This window comes from Klebsiella sp. F11 (assembly GCF_056712265.1).
Window position 1 is genome coordinate 1,787,341 of record NZ_CM160060.1, and the last position, 18,367, is coordinate 1,805,707.

At 56.9% G+C, this 18,367-nt stretch carries 16 protein-coding genes and 1 pseudogene; 9 read left to right on the plus strand and 8 right to left on the minus strand.

What is annotated here, in order from left to right; translation table 11 throughout:
- Nucleotides 1-39: 39 nt before the first annotated feature.
- Together AC1M2H_RS08935 and fghA are read right to left on the minus strand one after the other, a co-directional pair.
- On the minus strand, nt 40-2,025 hold the full coding sequence (locus tag AC1M2H_RS08935; RefSeq protein ID WP_480151088.1) for a ligand-gated channel protein: 1,986 nt from the start codon (nt 2,023-2,025) through the stop codon (nt 40-42).
- A 238-nt stretch (nt 2,026-2,263) separates the two neighbouring features.
- Nucleotides 2,264-3,100, minus strand: coding sequence for an S-formylglutathione hydrolase (gene fghA, locus AC1M2H_RS08940; protein ID WP_480151089.1), 837 nt, complete (start codon nt 3,098-3,100; stop codon nt 2,264-2,266).
- A 449-nt stretch (nt 3,101-3,549) separates the two neighbouring features.
- Here fghA and folE point away from each other — a divergent pair, with 449 nt between their 5' ends.
- The 6 genes from folE to mglC all read left to right on the plus strand — a co-directional run bounded on the left by folE (nt 3,550) and on the right by mglC (nt 10,659).
- A complete protein-coding gene (folE, locus tag AC1M2H_RS08945) occupies nt 3,550-4,218 on the plus strand; it encodes a GTP cyclohydrolase I FolE (protein WP_426814119.1) in 669 nt (222 codons plus the stop codon).
- 16 nt (nt 4,219-4,234) lie between these two features.
- Complete coding sequence (gene yeiB, locus AC1M2H_RS08950) at nt 4,235-5,392, plus strand: DUF418 domain-containing protein YeiB (protein ID WP_480151090.1); 1,158 nt, start codon at nt 4,235-4,237, stop codon at nt 5,390-5,392.
- Nucleotides 5,393-5,547: 155 nt separating this feature from the next.
- Nucleotides 5,548-6,570, plus strand: coding sequence for an HTH-type transcriptional regulator GalS (gene galS / locus AC1M2H_RS08955; RefSeq protein WP_480151091.1), 1,023 nt, complete (start codon nt 5,548-5,550; stop codon nt 6,568-6,570).
- 294 nt (nt 6,571-6,864) lie between these two features.
- Nucleotides 6,865-7,863, plus strand: a complete 999-nt coding sequence (gene mglB, locus AC1M2H_RS08960; RefSeq protein ID WP_480151092.1) for a galactose/glucose ABC transporter substrate-binding protein MglB — start codon at nt 6,865-6,867, stop codon at nt 7,861-7,863.
- Nucleotides 7,864-8,112: 249 nt separating this feature from the next.
- The gene (mglA, locus tag AC1M2H_RS08965; RefSeq protein WP_480151093.1) at nt 8,113-9,633 is read left to right on the plus strand and encodes a galactose/methyl galactoside ABC transporter ATP-binding protein MglA; all 1,521 of its coding nucleotides are present in this window, start codon (nt 8,113-8,115) and stop codon (nt 9,631-9,633) included.
- A gap of 15 nt (nt 9,634-9,648) precedes the next feature.
- The gene (gene mglC / locus AC1M2H_RS08970) at nt 9,649-10,659 is read left to right on the plus strand and encodes a galactose/methyl galactoside ABC transporter permease MglC (protein ID WP_480151094.1); all 1,011 of its coding nucleotides are present in this window, start codon (nt 9,649-9,651) and stop codon (nt 10,657-10,659) included.
- Between the two features lie 71 nt (nt 10,660-10,730).
- On the opposite strand, the gene sanA is transcribed toward mglC, so the two are convergent.
- From sanA to AC1M2H_RS08995, 5 genes and pseudogenes are all read right to left on the minus strand, one after another.
- Nucleotides 10,731-11,444: an outer membrane permeability protein SanA gene (sanA, locus tag AC1M2H_RS08975; RefSeq protein WP_480151095.1), complete on the minus strand. Its 714-nt coding sequence runs from the start codon at nt 11,442-11,444 to the stop codon at nt 10,731-10,733.
- A gap of 125 nt (nt 11,445-11,569) precedes the next feature.
- A complete protein-coding gene (gene cdd / locus AC1M2H_RS08980; protein ID WP_480151096.1) occupies nt 11,570-12,454 on the minus strand; it encodes a cytidine deaminase in 885 nt (294 codons plus the stop codon).
- A 128-nt stretch (nt 12,455-12,582) separates the two neighbouring features.
- Nucleotides 12,583-13,278, minus strand: a complete 696-nt coding sequence (locus AC1M2H_RS08985) for a CidB/LrgB family autolysis modulator (protein WP_480151097.1) — start codon at nt 13,276-13,278, stop codon at nt 12,583-12,585.
- On the minus strand, nt 13,275-13,673 hold the full coding sequence (locus AC1M2H_RS08990; RefSeq protein WP_480151098.1) for a CidA/LrgA family protein: 399 nt from the start codon (nt 13,671-13,673) through the stop codon (nt 13,275-13,277). The genes AC1M2H_RS08985 and AC1M2H_RS08990 overlap by 4 nt, the downstream gene beginning before the upstream one ends.
- 127 nt (nt 13,674-13,800) lie before the next feature.
- Nucleotides 13,801-13,956, minus strand: a pseudogene (locus AC1M2H_RS08995) (LysR family transcriptional regulator); the annotation flags it as partial.
- 93 nt (nt 13,957-14,049) lie between these two features.
- On the opposite strand from AC1M2H_RS08995, the gene dusC reads away from it, so the two are divergent.
- Both dusC and mdtQ read left to right on the plus strand, forming a co-directional pair.
- Nucleotides 14,050-14,982: a tRNA dihydrouridine(16) synthase DusC gene (dusC, locus tag AC1M2H_RS09000; RefSeq protein ID WP_480151099.1), complete on the plus strand. Its 933-nt coding sequence runs from the start codon at nt 14,050-14,052 to the stop codon at nt 14,980-14,982.
- A 376-nt stretch (nt 14,983-15,358) separates the two neighbouring features.
- Nucleotides 15,359-16,798 (plus strand): multidrug resistance outer membrane protein MdtQ, encoded by a 1,440-nt coding sequence (gene mdtQ / locus AC1M2H_RS09005; protein ID WP_480151100.1) that lies wholly within the window; start codon nt 15,359-15,361, stop codon nt 16,796-16,798.
- A gap of 37 nt (nt 16,799-16,835) precedes the next feature.
- Here the strand turns inward: mdtQ and AC1M2H_RS09010 are convergent, their stop codons facing one another.
- Nucleotides 16,836-17,405, minus strand: coding sequence for a DedA family protein (locus tag AC1M2H_RS09010; RefSeq protein ID WP_480151101.1), 570 nt, complete (start codon nt 17,403-17,405; stop codon nt 16,836-16,838).
- Between the two features lie 228 nt (nt 17,406-17,633).
- On the opposite strand from AC1M2H_RS09010, the gene AC1M2H_RS09015 reads away from it, so the two are divergent.
- Nucleotides 17,634-18,221, plus strand: a complete 588-nt coding sequence (locus AC1M2H_RS09015) for a Yip1 family protein (RefSeq protein ID WP_464415258.1) — start codon at nt 17,634-17,636, stop codon at nt 18,219-18,221.
- Nucleotides 18,222-18,367: the final 146 nt, after the last annotated feature.

The window sequence follows — 18,367 nt, forward strand, 5'->3', positions numbered from 1 at the left end:
GTTTCCCGGGGTTTTTTTCGTCATCAGATCGTTAGATCATCAGAAGCTGTAGGTCAGGCCCACCGTATAGCGACGGCCATCAAGTACCGTGTCGTAGGTATCGTAAGCAATCTGCTTATCAAGAACGTTATACACCCCGGCGGAAACCAGCAGGTTTTTGTTGGCGTTGTAGCGTAAGCCGAGATCGACCTGCGTATAGGATGGCGTGCCCTGCGACATAGAGGTACGACTCAGATACTCCGAGGTTTTCCCGCGGAAGTTGAGACGACTCCAGAAGCCAACCTCCGGGGTAGCCTGCCAGTCCAGGGTGGTGTTAAACATATTTTTCGGCATTTTGTTCAACGGCTTACCTGAGAACTGGCCGCTTTTCTGCTCTGAGCGGGTGTAGGTATAGTTTGCCGTCCAGTTCAGGTCGCGGGTGATCTTCCAGCCGAAGGTCGATTCCACGCCGCGCATGTTGGCTTTATCGACGTTGACGCGATCGCTGACGAAATCGTAGCTGGTATTACCGATGGTGCAGGCCGGATCGGACTTGCTGTTACAGCGACGTACTTCGGTGATCTTATTTTTAAAGTCGGTGTTGAACAGCGTAACGCCTGCGTTCAGGTTATCGTTGTTATCCCACAGCAGGCCAATCTCTTCGCTCAGGCTCTTTTCCGGCTTCAGATCCGGGTTACCCACGATAATGCCGTCAAGGCGACCGCCGCCGGTGACCTGGCCCCAGTTGGCGGAGGACTGACGGAGATCCGGCGCGCGGTAGCCGGCAGAAACGCCACCTTTCAGCGTCCACTGTTCGGCAAGGTGCCATACGCCATAGCCGCGTGGCGTCCAGTTGGTGCCGTAGTTCTCATCTTTATCCATGCGCAGGCCGCCGGTTAGCGTAAAGCTTTCGGTCATCGCCCATTCATCTTCAGCAAACAGCGCCCAGCTCCAGCGCGTCAGCTTACTCAGGCCATCGGCCGCCTCCAGCTGATTGCCTTTATCGCTGAGCTTCTCATAGCGATACTGTCCACCCAGCGTCAGGGTGTGATCGCCAAGGAAAACCTGGTTCTGGTTATTAAGGGTTGTATTGTACGACTTCATTTTACGCCCGGGGTTGCTGGTCTCTTCCTGCTGGACATAGCTGGTGGTATTGAAGTGCTCGTAATAACCGCTATGGGTCAGCGAGTAGGTGGTGTGTTCGTAACGGGAATCGCTTTTGCTGTTTGGCGTACAGACAGTACCGCGGCAGCTCTCCTCAGCCGTTGACATCCCCGGCGTACTGTTACGGTCCTGCAGTTCGCGCGCGTAGTCGAGATCGAAATCGTTTTTGTCGTCAGGCGTAAAGTTCAGCGTGACGCCGCCGTTGCGCATTTTCTGCTCGTTGAAACCGTTTTCGATTTTATCTTCCGCGCGGCGGGAGAGCAGTCCCGTGACTTTCGCCCCCAGTAGCCCGTCAATCAGCGGGCCAGAAGCGTAGACGTTGGTCTGGAACAGGTCACCAGAATCATTATTTTCCTGGAACGTTGCGTCGCCATGCAGCGACCCGGTCCAGGCCTTGGTATTAGAGATCTTTTTGGTAATGACGTTGATGACGCCGCCCATCGCATCGGAGCCATAGAGTGAGGACATCGGTCCGCGAATGACTTCGATCCTTTCAATAGACTCCAGAGGCGGCAGCCAGCCCTGCTCGATCCCCGAGTTATCGCTGTTTGGGCGAGTGCTGCGGGTGCTGATGCGCTTACCATTAACGAGGAAAAGGGTGTACTGGGATGACATGCCGCGAATGCTGATATCGCTGCTGCTTCCGCCACCTGTAACCACTACGCCGGGTACGTCTCTTAGCGCGTCGGTAACGTCACGGTAGGCCTTATCTTCAATCTGCTGTTTGGAGATAACGGAGATAGAAGCAGGTGCATTCTGGATTTTCTGTTCAAAGCCGGTGGCCGTCACGACCATAGTGTCTGAATCTGCTGCATGAACAAGTGATGGGATGGTGGCTGCGCATATGGCGGCGGCAAGTACCTTAACGCGAGGTATAGTCATTTTTACATTCCATTTCAAATGAATAAATCTCCATCGGGATAACCCTGAGAACCGTATTTATTTGTCTTGTAAGCACTCTGAATGATGGAGAGAAGAGGGATGAATTGTACAAAAAAATGTTATTTTGTAAATATTAATGATAATTGAAATCATTTGTATTTACTTGTTGGTGGGGTAAAAGAGCCTAAATTCAGTAGGATAGGGATATGTAAAGATGGAGGGCATCAGCCCTCTTGTTTCATTTGATGAGATACCGGGCGTGAAAACGCAGATGGTCTTCGATAAATGAAGCAATAAAGTAGTAGCTATGATCGTAGCCGGGCTGAATTCTCAGGGTCAGCGGCCACGCCTTTTGTCGCGCAACTTCGGCCAGCACCGCAGGCTGCAGCTGCTGGGCGAGGAACGAGTCGCTGTCGCCCTGATCGATAAGCGTGGGTATCGCGTCGCTGGCCTGGCTGGCCTGCATTAATGCGCAGCTGTCCCACTCCTGCCAGCTTGCTTCGTCGGCGCCGAGGTAGGCGGTAAACGCCTTTTGCCCCCACGGCACCCGGGCGGGATTGACGATCGGCGCAAAGGCCGACACGCTGGTGAAACGGCCCGGGTTCTTCAGGGCGATAATAAGCGCCCCGTGCCCTCCCATTGAGTGGCCGCTGATCGCGCAGCGATCGCTGACGTTAAACTGGCCACCAATCAGCCGCGGCAGCTCGTCGCGAAGGTAATCGTACATGCGAAAATGCGCCGACCACGGCGCCTCGGTGGCGTTGAGATAAAATCCCGCGCCTTTGCCCAGATCGTAGGCGCTGTCGTCGGCGACGTCGTCGCCGCGCGGGCTGGTATCCGGCATCACCAGCGCCAGGCCGAGCTCGGCCGCGATGCGCTGAGCGCCGGCTTTGGTGGTAAAGTTCTCATCGTTGCAGGTCAGGCCGGAGAGCCAGTATACAACCGGCGGCGGCGCGGCATCGCGCTGCGGGGGTAGGAAGATGCTGAACGTCATTGCACAGTTCAGCGTCGTGGAGTCATGCCGCCAGCGTTGCTGCCGACCTTCATAACAGCGATGCTCTTCAAGCAATTCCATGCCGGGCTCCTCAAAAAGGGGGGATACGCGCGAGTCGGCAGACCCTACTTCACGGAGATAGCGTGGTAGCGGCCGCTGAGTGATTCTGCGTACAGGGACGTAATTTTCCATAATACAGATATTTCATTCACGCGTGAGCAACTTTCACTTTCTCCTTTCGGGAACATATTGCATCATTAATGCAACTTTTAGCCAACATGCTCCGGCTGCTGTGCTATTTAGAATGACGCGAAGTCGTTCTTTTGTTCGGGAAGTGGCAACTGGCGGGCGTGAGACGATTGACGGGCGCGATGTGGAGGACGTGGGACCAGAAGCGCGCTATCAATAGGTCACGCAAATTTCAATAATTATCGTTTCGGCTACTAGATTATGTGCGCTACCTCACGCACAATGCATGCAAACTTTGCCCTCAGAAGAGCAAAGAGCGCCACACCTGCAGGAGAACATAAATGTCATCACTGAGCAAAGAAGCCATACTCGTTCATGAAGCGCTGGTCGCTCGTGGGCTGGAGACGCCGTTGCGTCCGCCAGTACAAGAAATAGATAATGAAACTCGCAAGCGTCTGATTGCCGGACACATGACTGAGATTATGCAGCTGCTGAATCTTGATCTTAGTGATGACAGTCTGATGGAAACCCCGCATCGCATCGCCAAAATGTATGTCGATGAGATCTTTTCCGGACTGGACTACGCCAGGTTCCCCAAAATCACCGTCATTGAGAACAAGATGCAGGTTGATGAAATGGTTACCGTGCGCGATATCACCCTGACCAGCACCTGCGAACACCACTTTGTCACGATTGACGGCAAAGCGACGGTTGCCTATATCCCGAAAGACTCGGTGATTGGCCTGTCGAAAATCAACCGCATCGTGCAGTTCTTCTCCCAGCGCCCGCAGGTGCAGGAGCGGCTGACGCAGCAAATTTTAACCGCGCTGCAAACCCTGCTGGGTACCAGCAACGTGGCGGTATCGATTGATGCGGTGCATTACTGCGTGAAGGCGCGCGGTATTCGCGATGCCACCAGCGCCACCACAACCACCTCGCTGGGCGGTCTGTTTAAATCCAGCCAGAATACCCGCCAGGAGTTCCTGCGCGCCGTACGTCACCACGGCTAAAATCGGAGCAGGGTACATGGAACGCAACGTCACGCTGGACTTCATTCGTGGCGTCGCCATTCTGGGTATTCTGCTGCTGAATATTAACGCCTTCGGCCTGCCGAAGGCGGCCTATCTCAATCCGGCGTGGTCCGGGAGCATCTCTTTTAGCGACGCCTGGACCTGGGCGATCCTCGACCTGCTGGCGCAGGTGAAATTCCTGACCCTCTTTGCTCTGCTGTTTGGCGCCGGGCTTCAGATGCTGCTGCCTCGCGGCAAGCGCTGGATCCAGTCGCGCCTGACGCTGCTGGCGCTGCTGGGGTTTATCCACGGACTCTTTTTCTGGGACGGCGATATCCTGCTGGCCTACGCCCTCGTGGGGCTGGTAGCCTGGAGAATGATTCGCGATGCGCATCACCTCAAATCCCTGTTTAATACCGGCGTAATGCTGTACGTCATCGGCGTGGCGGTGCTGGTGCTGCTTGGGGTCATTTCCGGCGATTCGCCGAATCGCTCCTGGGTGCCCGATGCGGCAAATTTACAGTATGAGCAGTACTGGAAGCTGAACGGCGGCTTCGAGGCGATAAGCAACCGCGCGGATATGCTGTCGGATAATCTGCTGGCGCTCGGCGCGCAGTACGGCTGGCAGCTGGCGGGAATGATGCTGATGGGCGCGGCCCTGATGCGCAGCGGCTGGCTAAAAGGGCAGTTCAGCCTCAGCCACTACCGGCGCACCGGCGGCCTGCTGATCGTCGCCGGAATGGCGGTCAATATCCCGGCGATTGTCGCCCAGTGGTATCTCGACTGGGATCCCCGCTGGTGCGCATTCCTGCTGCAGGCCCCGCGCGAGCTCGGCGCGCCGCTGCAAACCATTGGCTACGCCTCTTTAGCGTGGGGCTTCTGGCCTCAGCTGTGCAAGCTGCGGCTGGTGACCGCGATTGCTTGCGTCGGGCGCATGGCGCTGACCAACTACCTGCTGCAAACCCTCATCTGCACTACGCTCTTTTATCGCCTTGGCCTGTTTATGCAGTTCGACCGCCTGCAGCTGCTGGCCTTCGTCGTACCGGTTTGGGCGATAAATCTCATCTTCTCTCTCTTCTGGCTGCGTCATTTCCGCCAGGGCCCGGTTGAATGGCTGTGGCGTCAGCTCACCCTGCGCGCCTCGGGGACATCATCAAAGAACACATCCAGATAACGATCTCGATCACAATCGTTAACAAAATGGATGTAAGCGTTTTCAGGCGTGTGACCTCACTCACGTAGCGCGCCGCGCGTCGCTGCCAGAATAGCCACCTTGCTGAACACAGGAGGTGGGTGTGACGTATTGCAATTCTCTACAGGTCGGTGAGCATGATCACCATTCGTGATGTCGCCCGCCAGGCGGGGGTTTCCGTCGCGACGGTCTCGCGCGTGCTGAATAATAGCGCGCTGGTGAGCCCGGATACGCGCGAAAGCGTAATGAAAGCGGTAACGCAGCTCGGCTACCGGCCCAACGCCAACGCGCAGGCGCTGGCGACGCAGGTCAGCGATACCATCGGCGTGGTGGTGATGGACGTATCGGATGCCTTTTTCGGCGCGCTGGTGAAGGCGGTAGATACCGTAGCCCAGCAGCATCAGAAATACGTGCTGATCGGCAATAGCTACCACGAGGCGGAAAAAGAGCGTAACGCCATCGAAGTGCTGATTCGCCAGCGCTGCTCGGCGCTGATCGTGCACTCCAAGGCGCTGAGCGACGAGGAACTCGGCGATTTCATGCAGCATATTCCGGGGATGGTGCTGATCAACCGCATCGTGCCCGGCTATGAGCACCGCTGCGTCGGCCTGGACAACGTCAGCGGGGCGCTGATGGCGACGCGGATGCTGCTCAACCACGGCCACCAGCGGATCGGCTATCTCTCCTCAAATCACGGCATTGAGGATGACTCCCTGCGCCGGGAGGGGTGGTTCAAGGCGTTACAGGAGCAAAGCATTATTGCTCCCGACAGCTGGGTCGGCTCCGGTTCGCCGGATATGCAGGGCGGCGAGGCGGCAATGGTTGAGCTGCTGGGGCGTAATTTAGGCCTCACCGCCGTTTTCGCCTACAACGACAGCATGGCGGCCGGCGCGCTGACCACCCTGAAAGATAACGGCATTGTCGTGCCGCAGCATCTGTCGCTGATTGGCTTCGATGATATCCCTATTTCTCGTTACACCGACCCACAGCTGACGACGGTGCGCTATCCTATTATGTCAATGGCGAAGCTGGCCACCGAGCTGGCGCTGCTGGGGGCTGCGGGGAAGCTTGACCATGAGGCTCGCCACTGCTTTATGCCGACTTTGGTGCGCCGCCATTCGGTGACCCAGCGGCAAATTGTGGGGCCGATCACTAACTGAAAAGGGCGGGGATGTAACCGCTTTCAATCTGTGAGTAAATTCACAGTATATTAACATTCAACTGATTATGATGGCCGCGTTTACCAGTCCTGACCATTTTGTCACGGTGATTAATCACTTTTACAACGGGAACATGGCGCTAAACTGCGAGTAAAGTCGTACCTTTGGAGCGTTATCCTACACGGAAGACAGAATTTACAGTCGTGAACCTTGTTGTGCGGTAACGTTAATGTAACAACTTCCCGCCAGCCGTTTTCACACCAATGACCCTGCATAAAAAAAACCGGAGATTCCATGAATAAGAAGGTGTTTACCCTGTCTGCAGTTATGGCGAGTATGTTATTTGGCGCCGCGGCACACGCAGCTGATACCCGCATCGGCGTAACCATTTATAAATACGACGACAACTTTATGTCCGTGGTGCGTAAGGCCATTGAGAAAGACGGCAAGTCCGCGCCGGACGTTCAGCTGCTGATGAATGACTCGCAAAACGACCAGTCCAAACAGAACGATCAGATTGACGTCCTGCTGGCAAAAGGCGTGAAGGCGCTGGCGATTAACCTGGTGGACCCGGCTGCCGCCGGCACCGTTATCGATAAAGCGCGCGGGCAGAACGTCCCGGTGGTGTTCTTTAACAAAGAACCTTCCCGTAAAGCGCTGGACAGCTATGACAAAGCGTATTACGTCGGTACCGACTCTAAAGAGTCCGGTATTATCCAGGGCGATCTGATCGCCAAGCACTGGAAAGCGAACGCCGGCTGGGATCTGAACAAAGATGGTCAGATTCAGTATGTGCTGCTGAAAGGCGAGCCGGGCCATCCGGATGCCGAAGCGCGTACCACCTACGTCATTAAAGAGCTGAATGACAAAGGTCTGAAAACTCAGCAGCTGCAGCTGGATACCGCGATGTGGGATACCGCTCAGGCGAAAGATAAAATGGACGCCTGGCTCTCCGGCCCTAACGCTAACAAAATTGAAGTGGTTATCGCCAACAACGACGCGATGGCAATGGGCGCGGTAGAAGCGCTGAAAGCGCACAACAAGAGCAGCATTCCGGTCTTCGGCGTCGATGCCTTACCAGAAGCGCTGGCGCTGGTTAAATCCGGTGCGATGGCCGGTACCGTGCTGAACGATGCCAACAACCAGGCAAAAGCCACGTTTGACCTGGCGAAAAACCTGGCTGACGGCAAAGAGCCTGCTGCGGGCACCAGCTGGAAGATTGAAAATAAAATCGTTCGCGTGCCTTACGTTGGCGTCGATAAAGACAATCTGAGCCAGTTTATTGGTAAGTAATATTTAATACCCGCTTTTCGAGCTGCGGGTGAATACCATTTCGCAGCTCGATATTTATCGGGTAGATGTACGGGCGTATCGGCTATAAATACCATCACTCGGGATGCGTTGCACGCAACGTCGCCGCTAAAACGGCAGCCTGAAGGATCGCCAGCCGCTGCGCCCGATTATTCCTGATACAGAACCAGATCCTTATTTTGGCGTTCATTCGTCAGCTGAGGGTGTGCATGAACGCAGCCAGGTATAACTATGGTCAGTAATAATAGCGAACGGTCGGGCGAATTTTTGTTGGAAATGAGCGACATCAACAAATCATTTCCTGGCGTCAAGGCACTCGATAATGTCAACCTGAAAGTCCGTCCTCACTCTATTCATGCATTAATGGGCGAGAACGGCGCGGGAAAATCAACATTATTAAAATGCCTTTTTGGGATCTATCAAAAAGATTCCGGCAGTATTCTTTTTCAGGGAAAAGAGATCGACTTCCATTCGGCGAAAGAAGCCCTGGAAAACGGCATCTCAATGGTTCACCAGGAATTAAACTTAGTATTACAGCGTTCGGTGATGGACAACATGTGGCTGGGGCGCTATCCCGCCAAAGGCGTGTTTGTCGATCAGGACAAAATGTATCGCGACACCAAGGCGATATTTGATGAGCTGGATATTGATATTGACCCGCGCGCGCGCGTGGGGACGCTATCGGTATCGCAAATGCAGATGATTGAAATCGCGAAGGCATTCTCCTATGACGCCAAAATCGTCATCATGGATGAGCCGACGTCATCGTTGACCGAAAAAGAGGTCAACCATCTGTTTAAGATTATCCGTAAGCTGAAAGAACGCGGCTGCGGCATTGTCTATATCTCTCACAAAATGGAAGAGATCTTCCAGCTGTGCGATGAGATAACCATCCTGCGCGACGGCCAGTGGATCGCCACCCAGCCGCTGGAAGGGCTGGACATGGACAAGATTATCGCCATGATGGTCGGCCGCTCCCTGAACCAGCGTTTCCCGAATCGTGAAAATACGCCGGGTGAGGTGATTCTTGAGGTGTGCAACCTGACCTCGCTGCGTCAGCCGTCGATCCGCGACGTCTCCTTCGACCTGCATAAGGGCGAAATTCTCGGCATTGCCGGGCTGGTGGGCGCGAAGCGCACCGATATCGTTGAGACCTTATTCGGCATTCGCGAAAAGGCCAGCGGGACGATTAAGCTGCACGGCAAAAAAATTAATAACCATAGCGCCAATGAAGCTATTAACCACGGCTTTGCGCTGGTGACCGAAGAGCGCCGCTCTACCGGGATTTATGCGTATTTGGATATCGGTTTTAACTCCCTGATCTCCAATATTAAGAAATATAAAAACAAGGTCGGATTGCTGGATAACTCGCGCATGAAAAGCGATACCCAATGGGTTATTGACGCCATGCGTGTGAAGACTCCAGGACAGCATACGCAAATTGGTTCGCTGTCCGGCGGCAACCAGCAGAAGGTTATTATCGGCCGCTGGCTGTTAACCCAGCCGGAGATTTTAATGCTTGATGAACCGACGCGCGGAATTGACGTTGGCGCCAAGTTTGAAATCTATCAGCTGATTGCCGAACTGGCCAAAAGAGAGAAAGGGATCATTATTATTTCCTCCGAGATGCCGGAGCTGCTGGGTATTACTGACCGTATTCTGGTAATGAGCAACGGTCTCGTTGCCGGAATTGTTGAGACAAAAACCACTACGCAAAACGAAATTTTACGTCTTGCGTCGTTGCATCTTTAAGATCAGGGGCTTGCGATGAGCGCATTAAATAAAAAGAGTTTTCTCACCTACCTGAAGGACGGTGGGATTTACGTTGTTCTTTTGGTCCTGCTGGCCATTATTATTTTCCAGGATCCCACCTTCTTAAGTTTACTCAACTTAAGTAACATCCTGACCCAGTCCTCGGTACGTATTATTATCGCGCTGGGCGTAGCGGGCCTCATCGTGACTCAGGGTACCGACCTGTCAGCCGGACGTCAGGTTGGCCTGGCGGCGGTTATCGCCGCAACGATGCTGCAGGCGGTGGATAACGCCAACAAGGTCTTCCCGGATATGGCTACTATGCCAATACCGCTGGTGATCCTGCTGGTGTGCGCGATTGGCGCGGTGATCGGCCTGCTGAACGGCATTATCATCGCCTACCTCAACGTGACGCCGTTTATCACCACCCTGGGTACCATGATTATCGTTTATGGGATCAACTCCCTGTACTACGATTTTGTTGGCGCCTCGCCGGTTTCCGGATTCGACAGCCACTTCTCGAATTTTGCGCAAGGGTTTATTGCGCTGGGGACCTTCCGCCTGTCGTATATTACCTTCTACGCGCTGATTGCCGTGTTCTTCGTCTGGATCCTGTGGAACAAGACCCGCTTTGGCAAAAACATCTTTGCAATCGGCGGCAACCCGGAAGCGGCGAAGGTTTCAGGGGTTAACGTGGCCCTTAACCTGCTGATGATCTATGCCCTGTCCGGCGTGTTTTACGCCTTCGGCGGGCTGCTGGAGGCCGGACGAATCGGCTCGGCGACCAACAACCTCGGCTTTATGTACGAGCTGGATGCGATTGCGGCCTGCGTTGTCGGCGGCGTCTCCTTCAGCGGCGGCGTGGGGACCGTGCTCGGCGTGGTCACCGGTGTTATCATCTTTACGGTGATTAACTACGGGCTGACCTACATCGGGGTGAACCCGTACTGGCAGTACATTATCAAAGGCGCCATTATTATCTTCGCCGTCGCGCTGGACTCACTGAAATACGCGCGCAAAAAATAACGTTCGATGCTTATCAGGCCCGCGCAGTGCGCGGGCTTTTTTTTGGCTGTCTTATCGTAAGGCGCGGCCCGCTACTTCTCTTTTTGCAGCTGCAGCAGCTGTTCCGGGGTCACCGCCGGGTAGGACTGGGCGCCCTGCGGAACCTCCTGCTGCGCCGGAATCGGGATCAGCGGGCCTAAAAAGCGCGGCTCGCGTTTGAAAATATAGAGGTCCGCGAGGGCGCCGAAGCGCGCGCCGAACTCGCGCAGGCGCACGTTCCACATATCTTTCGGCGACGGCACCGCATAGCACTGGGCCTGAATGCCCATATGCAGGGCGATAAACAGCGCCCGCTCGCAGTGGAAGCGCTGGGTGATGATAATAAAATCGTTGGTATCAAAGACCTTGCGGGTGCGCACGATCGAGTCGAGGGTGCGGAAGCCGGCGTAGTCGAGCACGATATCCGCCGGATCGACGCCTGCTTTAATTAAATCCCGGCGCATGGTCATCGGCTCGTTATAGCTCTGCAGCGCGTTATCGCCGCTGAGCAGCAGATAGTTCACCTTGCCGCTGTTGTAGGCGTTGAGCGCGCCCTGGATGCGGTAGCGATAGTATTGATTGATGACCCCGGTGCGATAGTACTTGGCGGTGCCGAGCACTACGCCGACCTGACGATAGGGCAGATCCTGCAGCTCATCGTAGATGTAGGGCGCGGTTTTCCAGCTCATCCAGCGGTCAAGACCCAGCACGGTCAACAGCAGCAGGCCGAACAGGACTAACAGGCTGTATAACACGCGCTTTAACATTAACCTGGCTCAACGGTAGACAATGGAGTGTTCAGGCTACTTTACCCGCCGGACAAGAGCAAGAAACCATCGTTTGATTGCGGGGATTTTCAACAATACGGGCCGAGGCCCGCATAATGTGTGATTTAGCCGAGCAGGACGCGGTCGATACTGTGGCAGCCAAGGGCTTTCAGCGTGGCCGCGGTGGCATCCCACTGGATCAACGGCGCATCGGCCTTTTCAGCAAGAATGGCCCGCTGGATATCGGCATAATCATAGCCGTTCAGGCTAAGCAGATTGAGCGCGCCCTGCAGCGGCGGCAGCGTCGGGTTAAAGGCGGCGTTTTCGGCATAGCTGCCGGCGAAGAGGGTGCCGTCCTTCAGCTCAAGCGCGACGCCGGACGGCGACTGGCTGTAGGGCATATGGCTGCGGTTTGCCGCCTGAATTGCCGCCTGCGCCAGCGCATCTCCGCTCGGCGGGAAGCCGTGATCCTGCTCATCCATCAGCAGCGTTTTGATCTCCAGATCTTTTGGACCAAATGCGTCCGGCAGATAGTGCTGCAGCGAATGCGCCTCGCGGCCCGGCAGGTGGATGCGCAGCGCCTGGCTACTGTTGAGCTCATTCATAAACTGGCGACAGTGGCCGCAGGGCGTGTAGTTAACGGTGATGGCCAGCAGGGATTTTTCGCCGCGTAGCCACGCATGGCTGATGGCGCTCTGTTCCGCATGAACGGTTTGCTGCATGGTGGCGCCGAGGAATTCCATATTGCCGCCGAAATACCAGCGCCCGCTGATGCCGCGCGCGATGGCGCCAACGTTAAAATGCGAAAGGTCGGCGCGCGCGCAGGCTGCGGCCAGCGGCAGCAGGGCGAAGGCCAGCGCGTCCTCGTCCAGGCCAGACGCGCGCTGCAGCGCGGCGACCTGCTCTGCCTCGAGCATGGCCGGGAAATGCGGGTCGCTGAGCATCGGGGCGATAGCCGTCTGCAGGTCTTCCGCCAGTTGCGGGAGAGCAGCTTGAAAACGTGGGTGCATGGCGTTGCCTCATAACAATGTAATGGGAATCTAGTGTACGGGCGGCGATGGCCTGTATATGTGATTAATATCTCATTGTTTATGCAACTCTATTACGTTGCATTAATAATTGTGAGTTTAATCACAATTTATCCCACTAAAGCTAAAACCACCGGGAACAAAAACGGTGCGATCAGGGAAGTAATAATCCCGCACAGCACCAGCGCCAGCGAGCTGAAGGCCCCCTCCTGGTAGTCCAGCTCCGCGCAGCGGGCGGTGCCCAGCGCGTGCGAGGCGGTACCCATCGACAGGCCGCGTGCGGCTTTGGTATGGATGCGCATCAGGTTTAGCAGCGTATGGCCGAAAACCGCGCCGAGGATGCCGACGAAAATAACGCACACCGCGCTGATCGCCGGGATGCCGCCGATGCTGCCGCTGACCGCCATCGCAATCGGCGTCGTGACCGATTTCGGCATAACCGAGGCGGCGATCTGCGGCGTCGCGCCCATGAGCAGCGCCACGGTGGTCCCGGTCACCATCGCCACCACGCTGCCGATAAAGCAGATGGTAATAATCGATTTCCAGCGGGCGCGAATTTGGTGCAACTGCTCGTATAAAGGAAAGGCCAGCGCCACGACCGCCGGCTGCAGCAGATCGTTGAGGATCTTACTGCCCTGAAAATAGCGGTCGTAAGAGATGCCGCTCACCAGCAGAAAGGGAATAATGACCACCATCGCCACCAGCAGCGGGTTGAGCAGCGGAAATTTAAAGCGCGCGGCCAGCCTGCGGGCGAGGAAAAAAACGATCAGCGTCAGCGGCAGCGACCACCAGATTTCATGCATCATTTTTGACTCCCTTTTTGGCCAATCACTTTGCGTCCTCCATGCACCAGGTGGGAGCTCCAGCTGACGACCAGAAAAACCACCAGCGTGCTGATGGCGCAGGAGACGGCGACCGGGCCGAGCTGCGCGCGGAGCAAATCCCAGTACTGCATCACGCCCACGCCGATGGGCACAAACAGCAGCGCCATGTAGCGAATCAGCACGTTACAGCCGGGATTAACCCACTTCGGCGGCATAATCTGCAGCGCCAGCAGCACGAACAAAATTAGCATCCCGATAATGCTGCCGGGGATGGTGATTGGCAGCAGGGAGGCGATAAAAATCCCGGCGTATAAACAGGCGTAGATCAGGACAAAAGCCCGCAGGTACTGCCAGATAATAATCAGTGATTGACGCATGGTAATAACCCTTGATGAACCACATTCATCATACAATTAAACCCCAAAATGTGCTACCGGTCACATCATGAATTATAGGCATAGCCGGAATAGAGCAATGGAACCCTGCGCGCGGGCAGGGCCACGGCTATGACTCCGTCGATAAATAATCAAGAAACCGGCTGAGGGCAAGCGATGGCGTGTCACTTTTTCGCCAGAATACCCCGACGCTACCTTTTTGTATGATGCGAGGCAAATGAAGAATTGCCGGTCGCCGCCGTTCGGCAAAGCGCTGCGGCCTGCGCCAGGGGCGGCGGGAAAACCGCACGGGACCCTTTCAACCGGCACGGAGAGGCGCTACCATAGCGCCTCTTTTTTCCGGGCAATGAATAACAATATGCGGGTACTACTGGCGCCGATGGAAGGCGTGCTCGATTCGCTGGTGCGCGAGCTGCTGACCGAAGTCAACGATTACGATCTTTGCATCACCGAATTTTTGCGCGTGGTGGACCAGCTGCTGCCGGTAAAATCGTTTTACAGGCTCTGCCCGGAGCTGCATCACCACAGCCGGACGCCTTCCGGAACCCGCGTGCGCGTGCAGCTGCTCGGGCAATATCCGCAGTGGCTGGCGGAGAACGCCGCCCGGGCGGTGGAGCTCGGGTCGTGGGGCGTCGACCTGAACTGCGGCTGTCCGTCGAAGCTGGTTAACGGCAGCGGCGGCGGCGCGACGCTGCTGAAGGACCCGGAGCTGATTTACCGCGGCGCGAAGGCGATGCGCGAGGCGGTTCCAGACCACCTGCCGGTGACGGTCAAAATTCGTCTGGGCTGGGACAGCGGGGCGCGTCAGTTTGAAATTGCTGATGCGGTGCAGCAGGCCGGAGCGACGGAGCTCGTCGTTCATGGGCGTACCAAAGAAGACGCGTATAAAGCGGAACGCATCAACTGGGCGGCAATTAGTGAAATCCGCCGGCGGCTATCGATTCCGGTGATTGCCAACGGCGAAATCTGGGACTGGCAAAGCGCGCAGGCGTGCCTGGCGGCTACCGGCTGCGACTCGGTGATGATCGGCCGGGGAGCGCTAAACGTACCGAACCTGAGCCGGGTGATAAAGTACAACGAACCGCGCATGCCGTGGCCGCAGGTCGTGCTGCTGCTGCAAAAATATACCCGCCTGGAAAAGCAGGGCGATACCGGCCTGTACCACGTGGCCCGCATCAAGCAGTGGCTCAGCTATTTACGCAAAGAATATAGCGAAGCGCTGGGGGTATTTAATGAGATCCGCACCCTGAAAACTTCTGCTGAAATTGCCGCCGCTATTGCCCGCTATTAATCTCAGGATTGCTAATTCGCTCACTTTTCGCCGGGCTGCCGAAGAGCTGCGTGGAGCAGGCCGCCGTTGCCGCCGCTGCGGCAGGTGAAAGATGTTCTGGTTCCGATGTCCGGCAGCGTTCTGGCGCTGGAGCGGGTTCCCGACGGCACTTTCGCCAGCGGCACGCAGGCGCCGGTTTATCTCTTGAGCGAACGGTCGAGGGCCGCATATCCGGCGAAAAACCGCGGTCCGGCGCAAATATCCTGGCTTATATTCGTTCCGCCAATTCGTTGGTTTATTTTTAACCATCTGATTTGGCTGGCCACACGCTTTACTTAACGGCGAGAAGGCGGTTAATTTATTATATCCGACCTTATTAAGTCATCTGACCTATCTCATGAACCTGAATCCGAGCAAACGCGTCCTCGCTGGGCTACCCCTGGTCATGGCGCTGGCAGGCTGCGCGCCGTCGCACGATACCGGCGCCCCGCAGCAGCGGCAAACTCCGGCATCCCATGTGGCTACGGAGCTGCCCGCCAGCGTGAAAAACGGCTGGCCGCATGACAGCTGGTGGCTGGAGTATCGCGATCCGCAGCTAAATGGCCTGATTCAGCGCGCCTTAGCCAACGCCCCCGATATGCAGATTGCCGGGCAGCGCATCAGGCTGGCGGAAGCTCAGGCGCGGATGGCGCAGGCCAGCCTCGGCCCGGAGATGGATTTCTCCGCCGACGTTGAGCGGCAGAAAATGTCCTCTGAAGGGCTGATGGGCCCCTTTGCCGGCGATACCGACGGCAACACCGGGCCGTGGTACACCAACGGCACCTTCGGCCTGACGGCGGGCTGGGATCTGGATCTGTGGGGTAAAAATCGCGCGCTGGTACAGGCCCGCATCGGCGAAGTGAAGGCGCAGATAGCCGAGCAGGCGCAAACCCGCGAGCTGCTGGCCGGCAGCGTGGCGCGGCTCTACTGGCAGTGGCAGACCGCGGCGGCGGTGAAGGACGTGCTGCAGCAGCTGAAGGATGAGCAGAACAATATCGTTAGCGTCGATCGAGCGCTATACCAGCGCGGGATCACCAACTCGGTCGAAGGGGCGGAGAACGATATCAGCGTCAGCAAAACCGAGCAGCAGCTGGCCGATGTGGCCGGCGGCATGCGGGAGATCGAGGCGCGCCTGCTGGCTCTGACCAACGGCCAGGGCCGGGCGCTGAATCTCCGCCCGGCCCCTTTGCCCGCCGTCAGCACGCAGATGCCGGCCGAGCTGGGCTACGAGCTGCTGGCGCGCCGCCCGGATCTGCAGGAGGCGCACTGGTATATCGAGGCGTCGTTAAGCGAGGTGGATGCGGCGAAAGCGGCCTTCTATCCGGATATTAACCTGATGGGCTTCCTGCAGCAGGACGCCCTGCACCTGAGCGATCTGTTCCGTCATTCGGCGCAGCAGCTGGGGCTCTCCGCGGGCCTGACGCTGCCGATCTTTGATAGCGGCCGGCTGAACGCCAACCTCGATATCGTCAGCGCGCAGAACAATCTGTCGGTGGCGAAGTACAACAAAGCGGTCGTTGACGCGGTGAATCAGGTGGCGAAGGCGGCAAGCCGGGTTGAGACCCTGATGGCGAAAAACCAGCGGCAGCTGCAGGTCGAAAAAGACGCCCGGCGAATGGTGGATCTGGCGCAGGAGCGGATGAAGGCCGGGATGCTGCCGGGTTCGAAGGTGAGCATGGCGAAGCTGCCGGCGCTCGAAGAGCGGATTTCCGCGCTTCGCCTGCACGGCCAGTGGCTGGACGCCAGCATTCAGCTGACCTCCGCGCTGGGCGGGGGCTACCGTCAGGCCGCGAAGTAGCTGCGTTGCCCGGCGCCGGCGCCGGTCGGGCGTCCGGCTACTCTTTCCTCTGCGCCTCGCGGCGCTTTAGCCACCAGTGCGCGGCGAACACCAGCACCACTGCGAGGATTAGCCAGATCGCGTGCTTGAGATGGCCATCAAGATGATGCAGCCACGGGCCGATGGCCTCTCCCCCCAGATAGCCGAGGGTGGTAAACAGCAGCGCCCAGACGATCGCGCCGAGGATATTGAGCGGCAGAAAGACCTTCGGCGGCAGGCGGCTGGCGCCGATCAGCAGCGGGCCGATGATGCGAAAGCCGTACATAAAGCGCGTGCCGATGACGAACAGATAGGGGCGGCGCTGTATCATGCGCTGCGCCCTGCGGATCCGCGCCTGCTGGCGGGAAAAGCGTCGCAGCAGCCGGCCGCCAAAATGCCTGCCCAGCAGGTACAGCAGCTGATCGCCAATCATTCCGCCAAGCGCCACGGAGATGACCACCAGCGGAAACTTCAGCAGGCCCTGATGCGCCGCCACGCCGCCAAGGAGGGTGATAGTTTCGCCCTCCGCGATGCTGCCGATGACCAGCGCTGCGTAGCCATAATGGGAAATCAGGTTATTGATATCCATACAAAAAATTCTCCCTCCCCGCGGCATCTTTCAGATCATGCTGGCGCGCGGCCCGGCCGCCGGCCGGAGCCATCCTGAACGATGCGACGTATTTACCCTAAAGCCTAAGCATACACCCTGGCGCTTAAAATGAGGTTAAGCGCCTTTTTATCGTCCCGGGCAAGATAATCTCGCAGGGTGAATTATACTTGTATCACTGCTGTACGAAGCCGTGACAAGGGGGGCGCTATGAACCATGTCTGGGGACTTTTCTCTCATCCGAATCAAGAGATGAGCGTTATCAAGAGCGAAAACGAAACGATTTCGCATCACTACACGCACCATGTGCTGATCATGGCGGCGGTTCCGGTTATCTGCGCGTTTATTGGCACCACGCAGCTGGGCTGGAACTTCGGCGATGGCACCGTGATCAAACCGTCGCTGTTCACCGGGCTGGCCTTAGCGGTGCTGTTTTATGCCGTGATGCTCGCCGGGGTGGCGGTGATGGGGCGGGTCATCTGGTGGATGGCGAGAAGCTATCCGCAGCGGCCTTCGCTAAAACGCTGCATGGTGTTTGCCGGCTACGTCGCGACGCCGCTGTTTTTAAGCGGGATCGTGGCGCTCTATCCGCTGGTGTGGCTGTGCGCGTTTGTCGGTACGGTGGCGCTATTCTACACCGGCTATCTGCTCTATCTCGGGATCCCAACCTTCCTGAATATCAATCGTGAAGAGGGGCTCAGCTTCGCCAGCTCCACCCTCGCGATCGGGGTGCTGGTGCTGGAAGTGCTGCTGGCGATCACCGTTATCCTGTGGGGCTACGGCTACCGGCTTTTCTGACAACACATATTGCCAGCATAAATAGATTTTTATGCTGGCAATGCAGCATTTGCTCACGATTCTTATTAGCCAGGCGCCGCCGTGGCGCGGTATGATTGCCCCTGCCAGCGTCGCTTTTGCTTCAGCGCCGCAGCGTACGTATAAAC

Bases quoted from the DNA above. Each gene is read 5' to 3' on its own strand.
- AC1M2H_RS08985 (WP_480151097.1), bottom strand. From the start codon at position 13,278: ATGATGCATGAAATCTGGTGGTCGCTGCCGCTGACGCTGATCGTTTTT.
- mglC (WP_480151094.1), top strand. From the start codon at position 9,649: ATGAGCGCATTAAATAAAAAGAGTTTTCTCACCTACCTGAAGGACGGT.
- dusC (WP_480151099.1), top strand. From the start codon at position 14,050: ATGCGGGTACTACTGGCGCCGATGGAAGGCGTGCTCGATTCGCTGGTG.
- yeiB (WP_480151090.1), top strand. From the start codon at position 4,235: ATGGAACGCAACGTCACGCTGGACTTCATTCGTGGCGTCGCCATTCTG.
- AC1M2H_RS08990 (WP_480151098.1), bottom strand. From the start codon at position 13,673: ATGCGTCAATCACTGATTATTATCTGGCAGTACCTGCGGGCTTTTGTC.
- cdd (WP_480151096.1), bottom strand. From the start codon at position 12,454: ATGCACCCACGTTTTCAAGCTGCTCTCCCGCAACTGGCGGAAGACCTG.
- mglA (WP_480151093.1), top strand. From the start codon at position 8,113: ATGGTCAGTAATAATAGCGAACGGTCGGGCGAATTTTTGTTGGAAATG.
- fghA (WP_480151089.1), bottom strand. From the start codon at position 3,100: ATGGAATTGCTTGAAGAGCATCGCTGTTATGAAGGTCGGCAGCAACGC.
- mdtQ (WP_480151100.1), top strand. From the start codon at position 15,359: ATGAACCTGAATCCGAGCAAACGCGTCCTCGCTGGGCTACCCCTGGTC.
- mglB (WP_480151092.1), top strand. From the start codon at position 6,865: ATGAATAAGAAGGTGTTTACCCTGTCTGCAGTTATGGCGAGTATGTTA.
- folE (WP_426814119.1), top strand. From the start codon at position 3,550: ATGTCATCACTGAGCAAAGAAGCCATACTCGTTCATGAAGCGCTGGTC.
- AC1M2H_RS08935 (WP_480151088.1), bottom strand. From the start codon at position 2,025: ATGACTATACCTCGCGTTAAGGTACTTGCCGCCGCCATATGCGCAGCC.
- galS (WP_480151091.1), top strand. From the start codon at position 5,548: ATGATCACCATTCGTGATGTCGCCCGCCAGGCGGGGGTTTCCGTCGCG.
- AC1M2H_RS09010 (WP_480151101.1), bottom strand. From the start codon at position 17,405: ATGGATATCAATAACCTGATTTCCCATTATGGCTACGCAGCGCTGGTC.
- AC1M2H_RS09015 (WP_464415258.1), top strand. From the start codon at position 17,634: ATGAACCATGTCTGGGGACTTTTCTCTCATCCGAATCAAGAGATGAGC.
- sanA (WP_480151095.1), bottom strand. From the start codon at position 11,444: ATGTTAAAGCGCGTGTTATACAGCCTGTTAGTCCTGTTCGGCCTGCTG.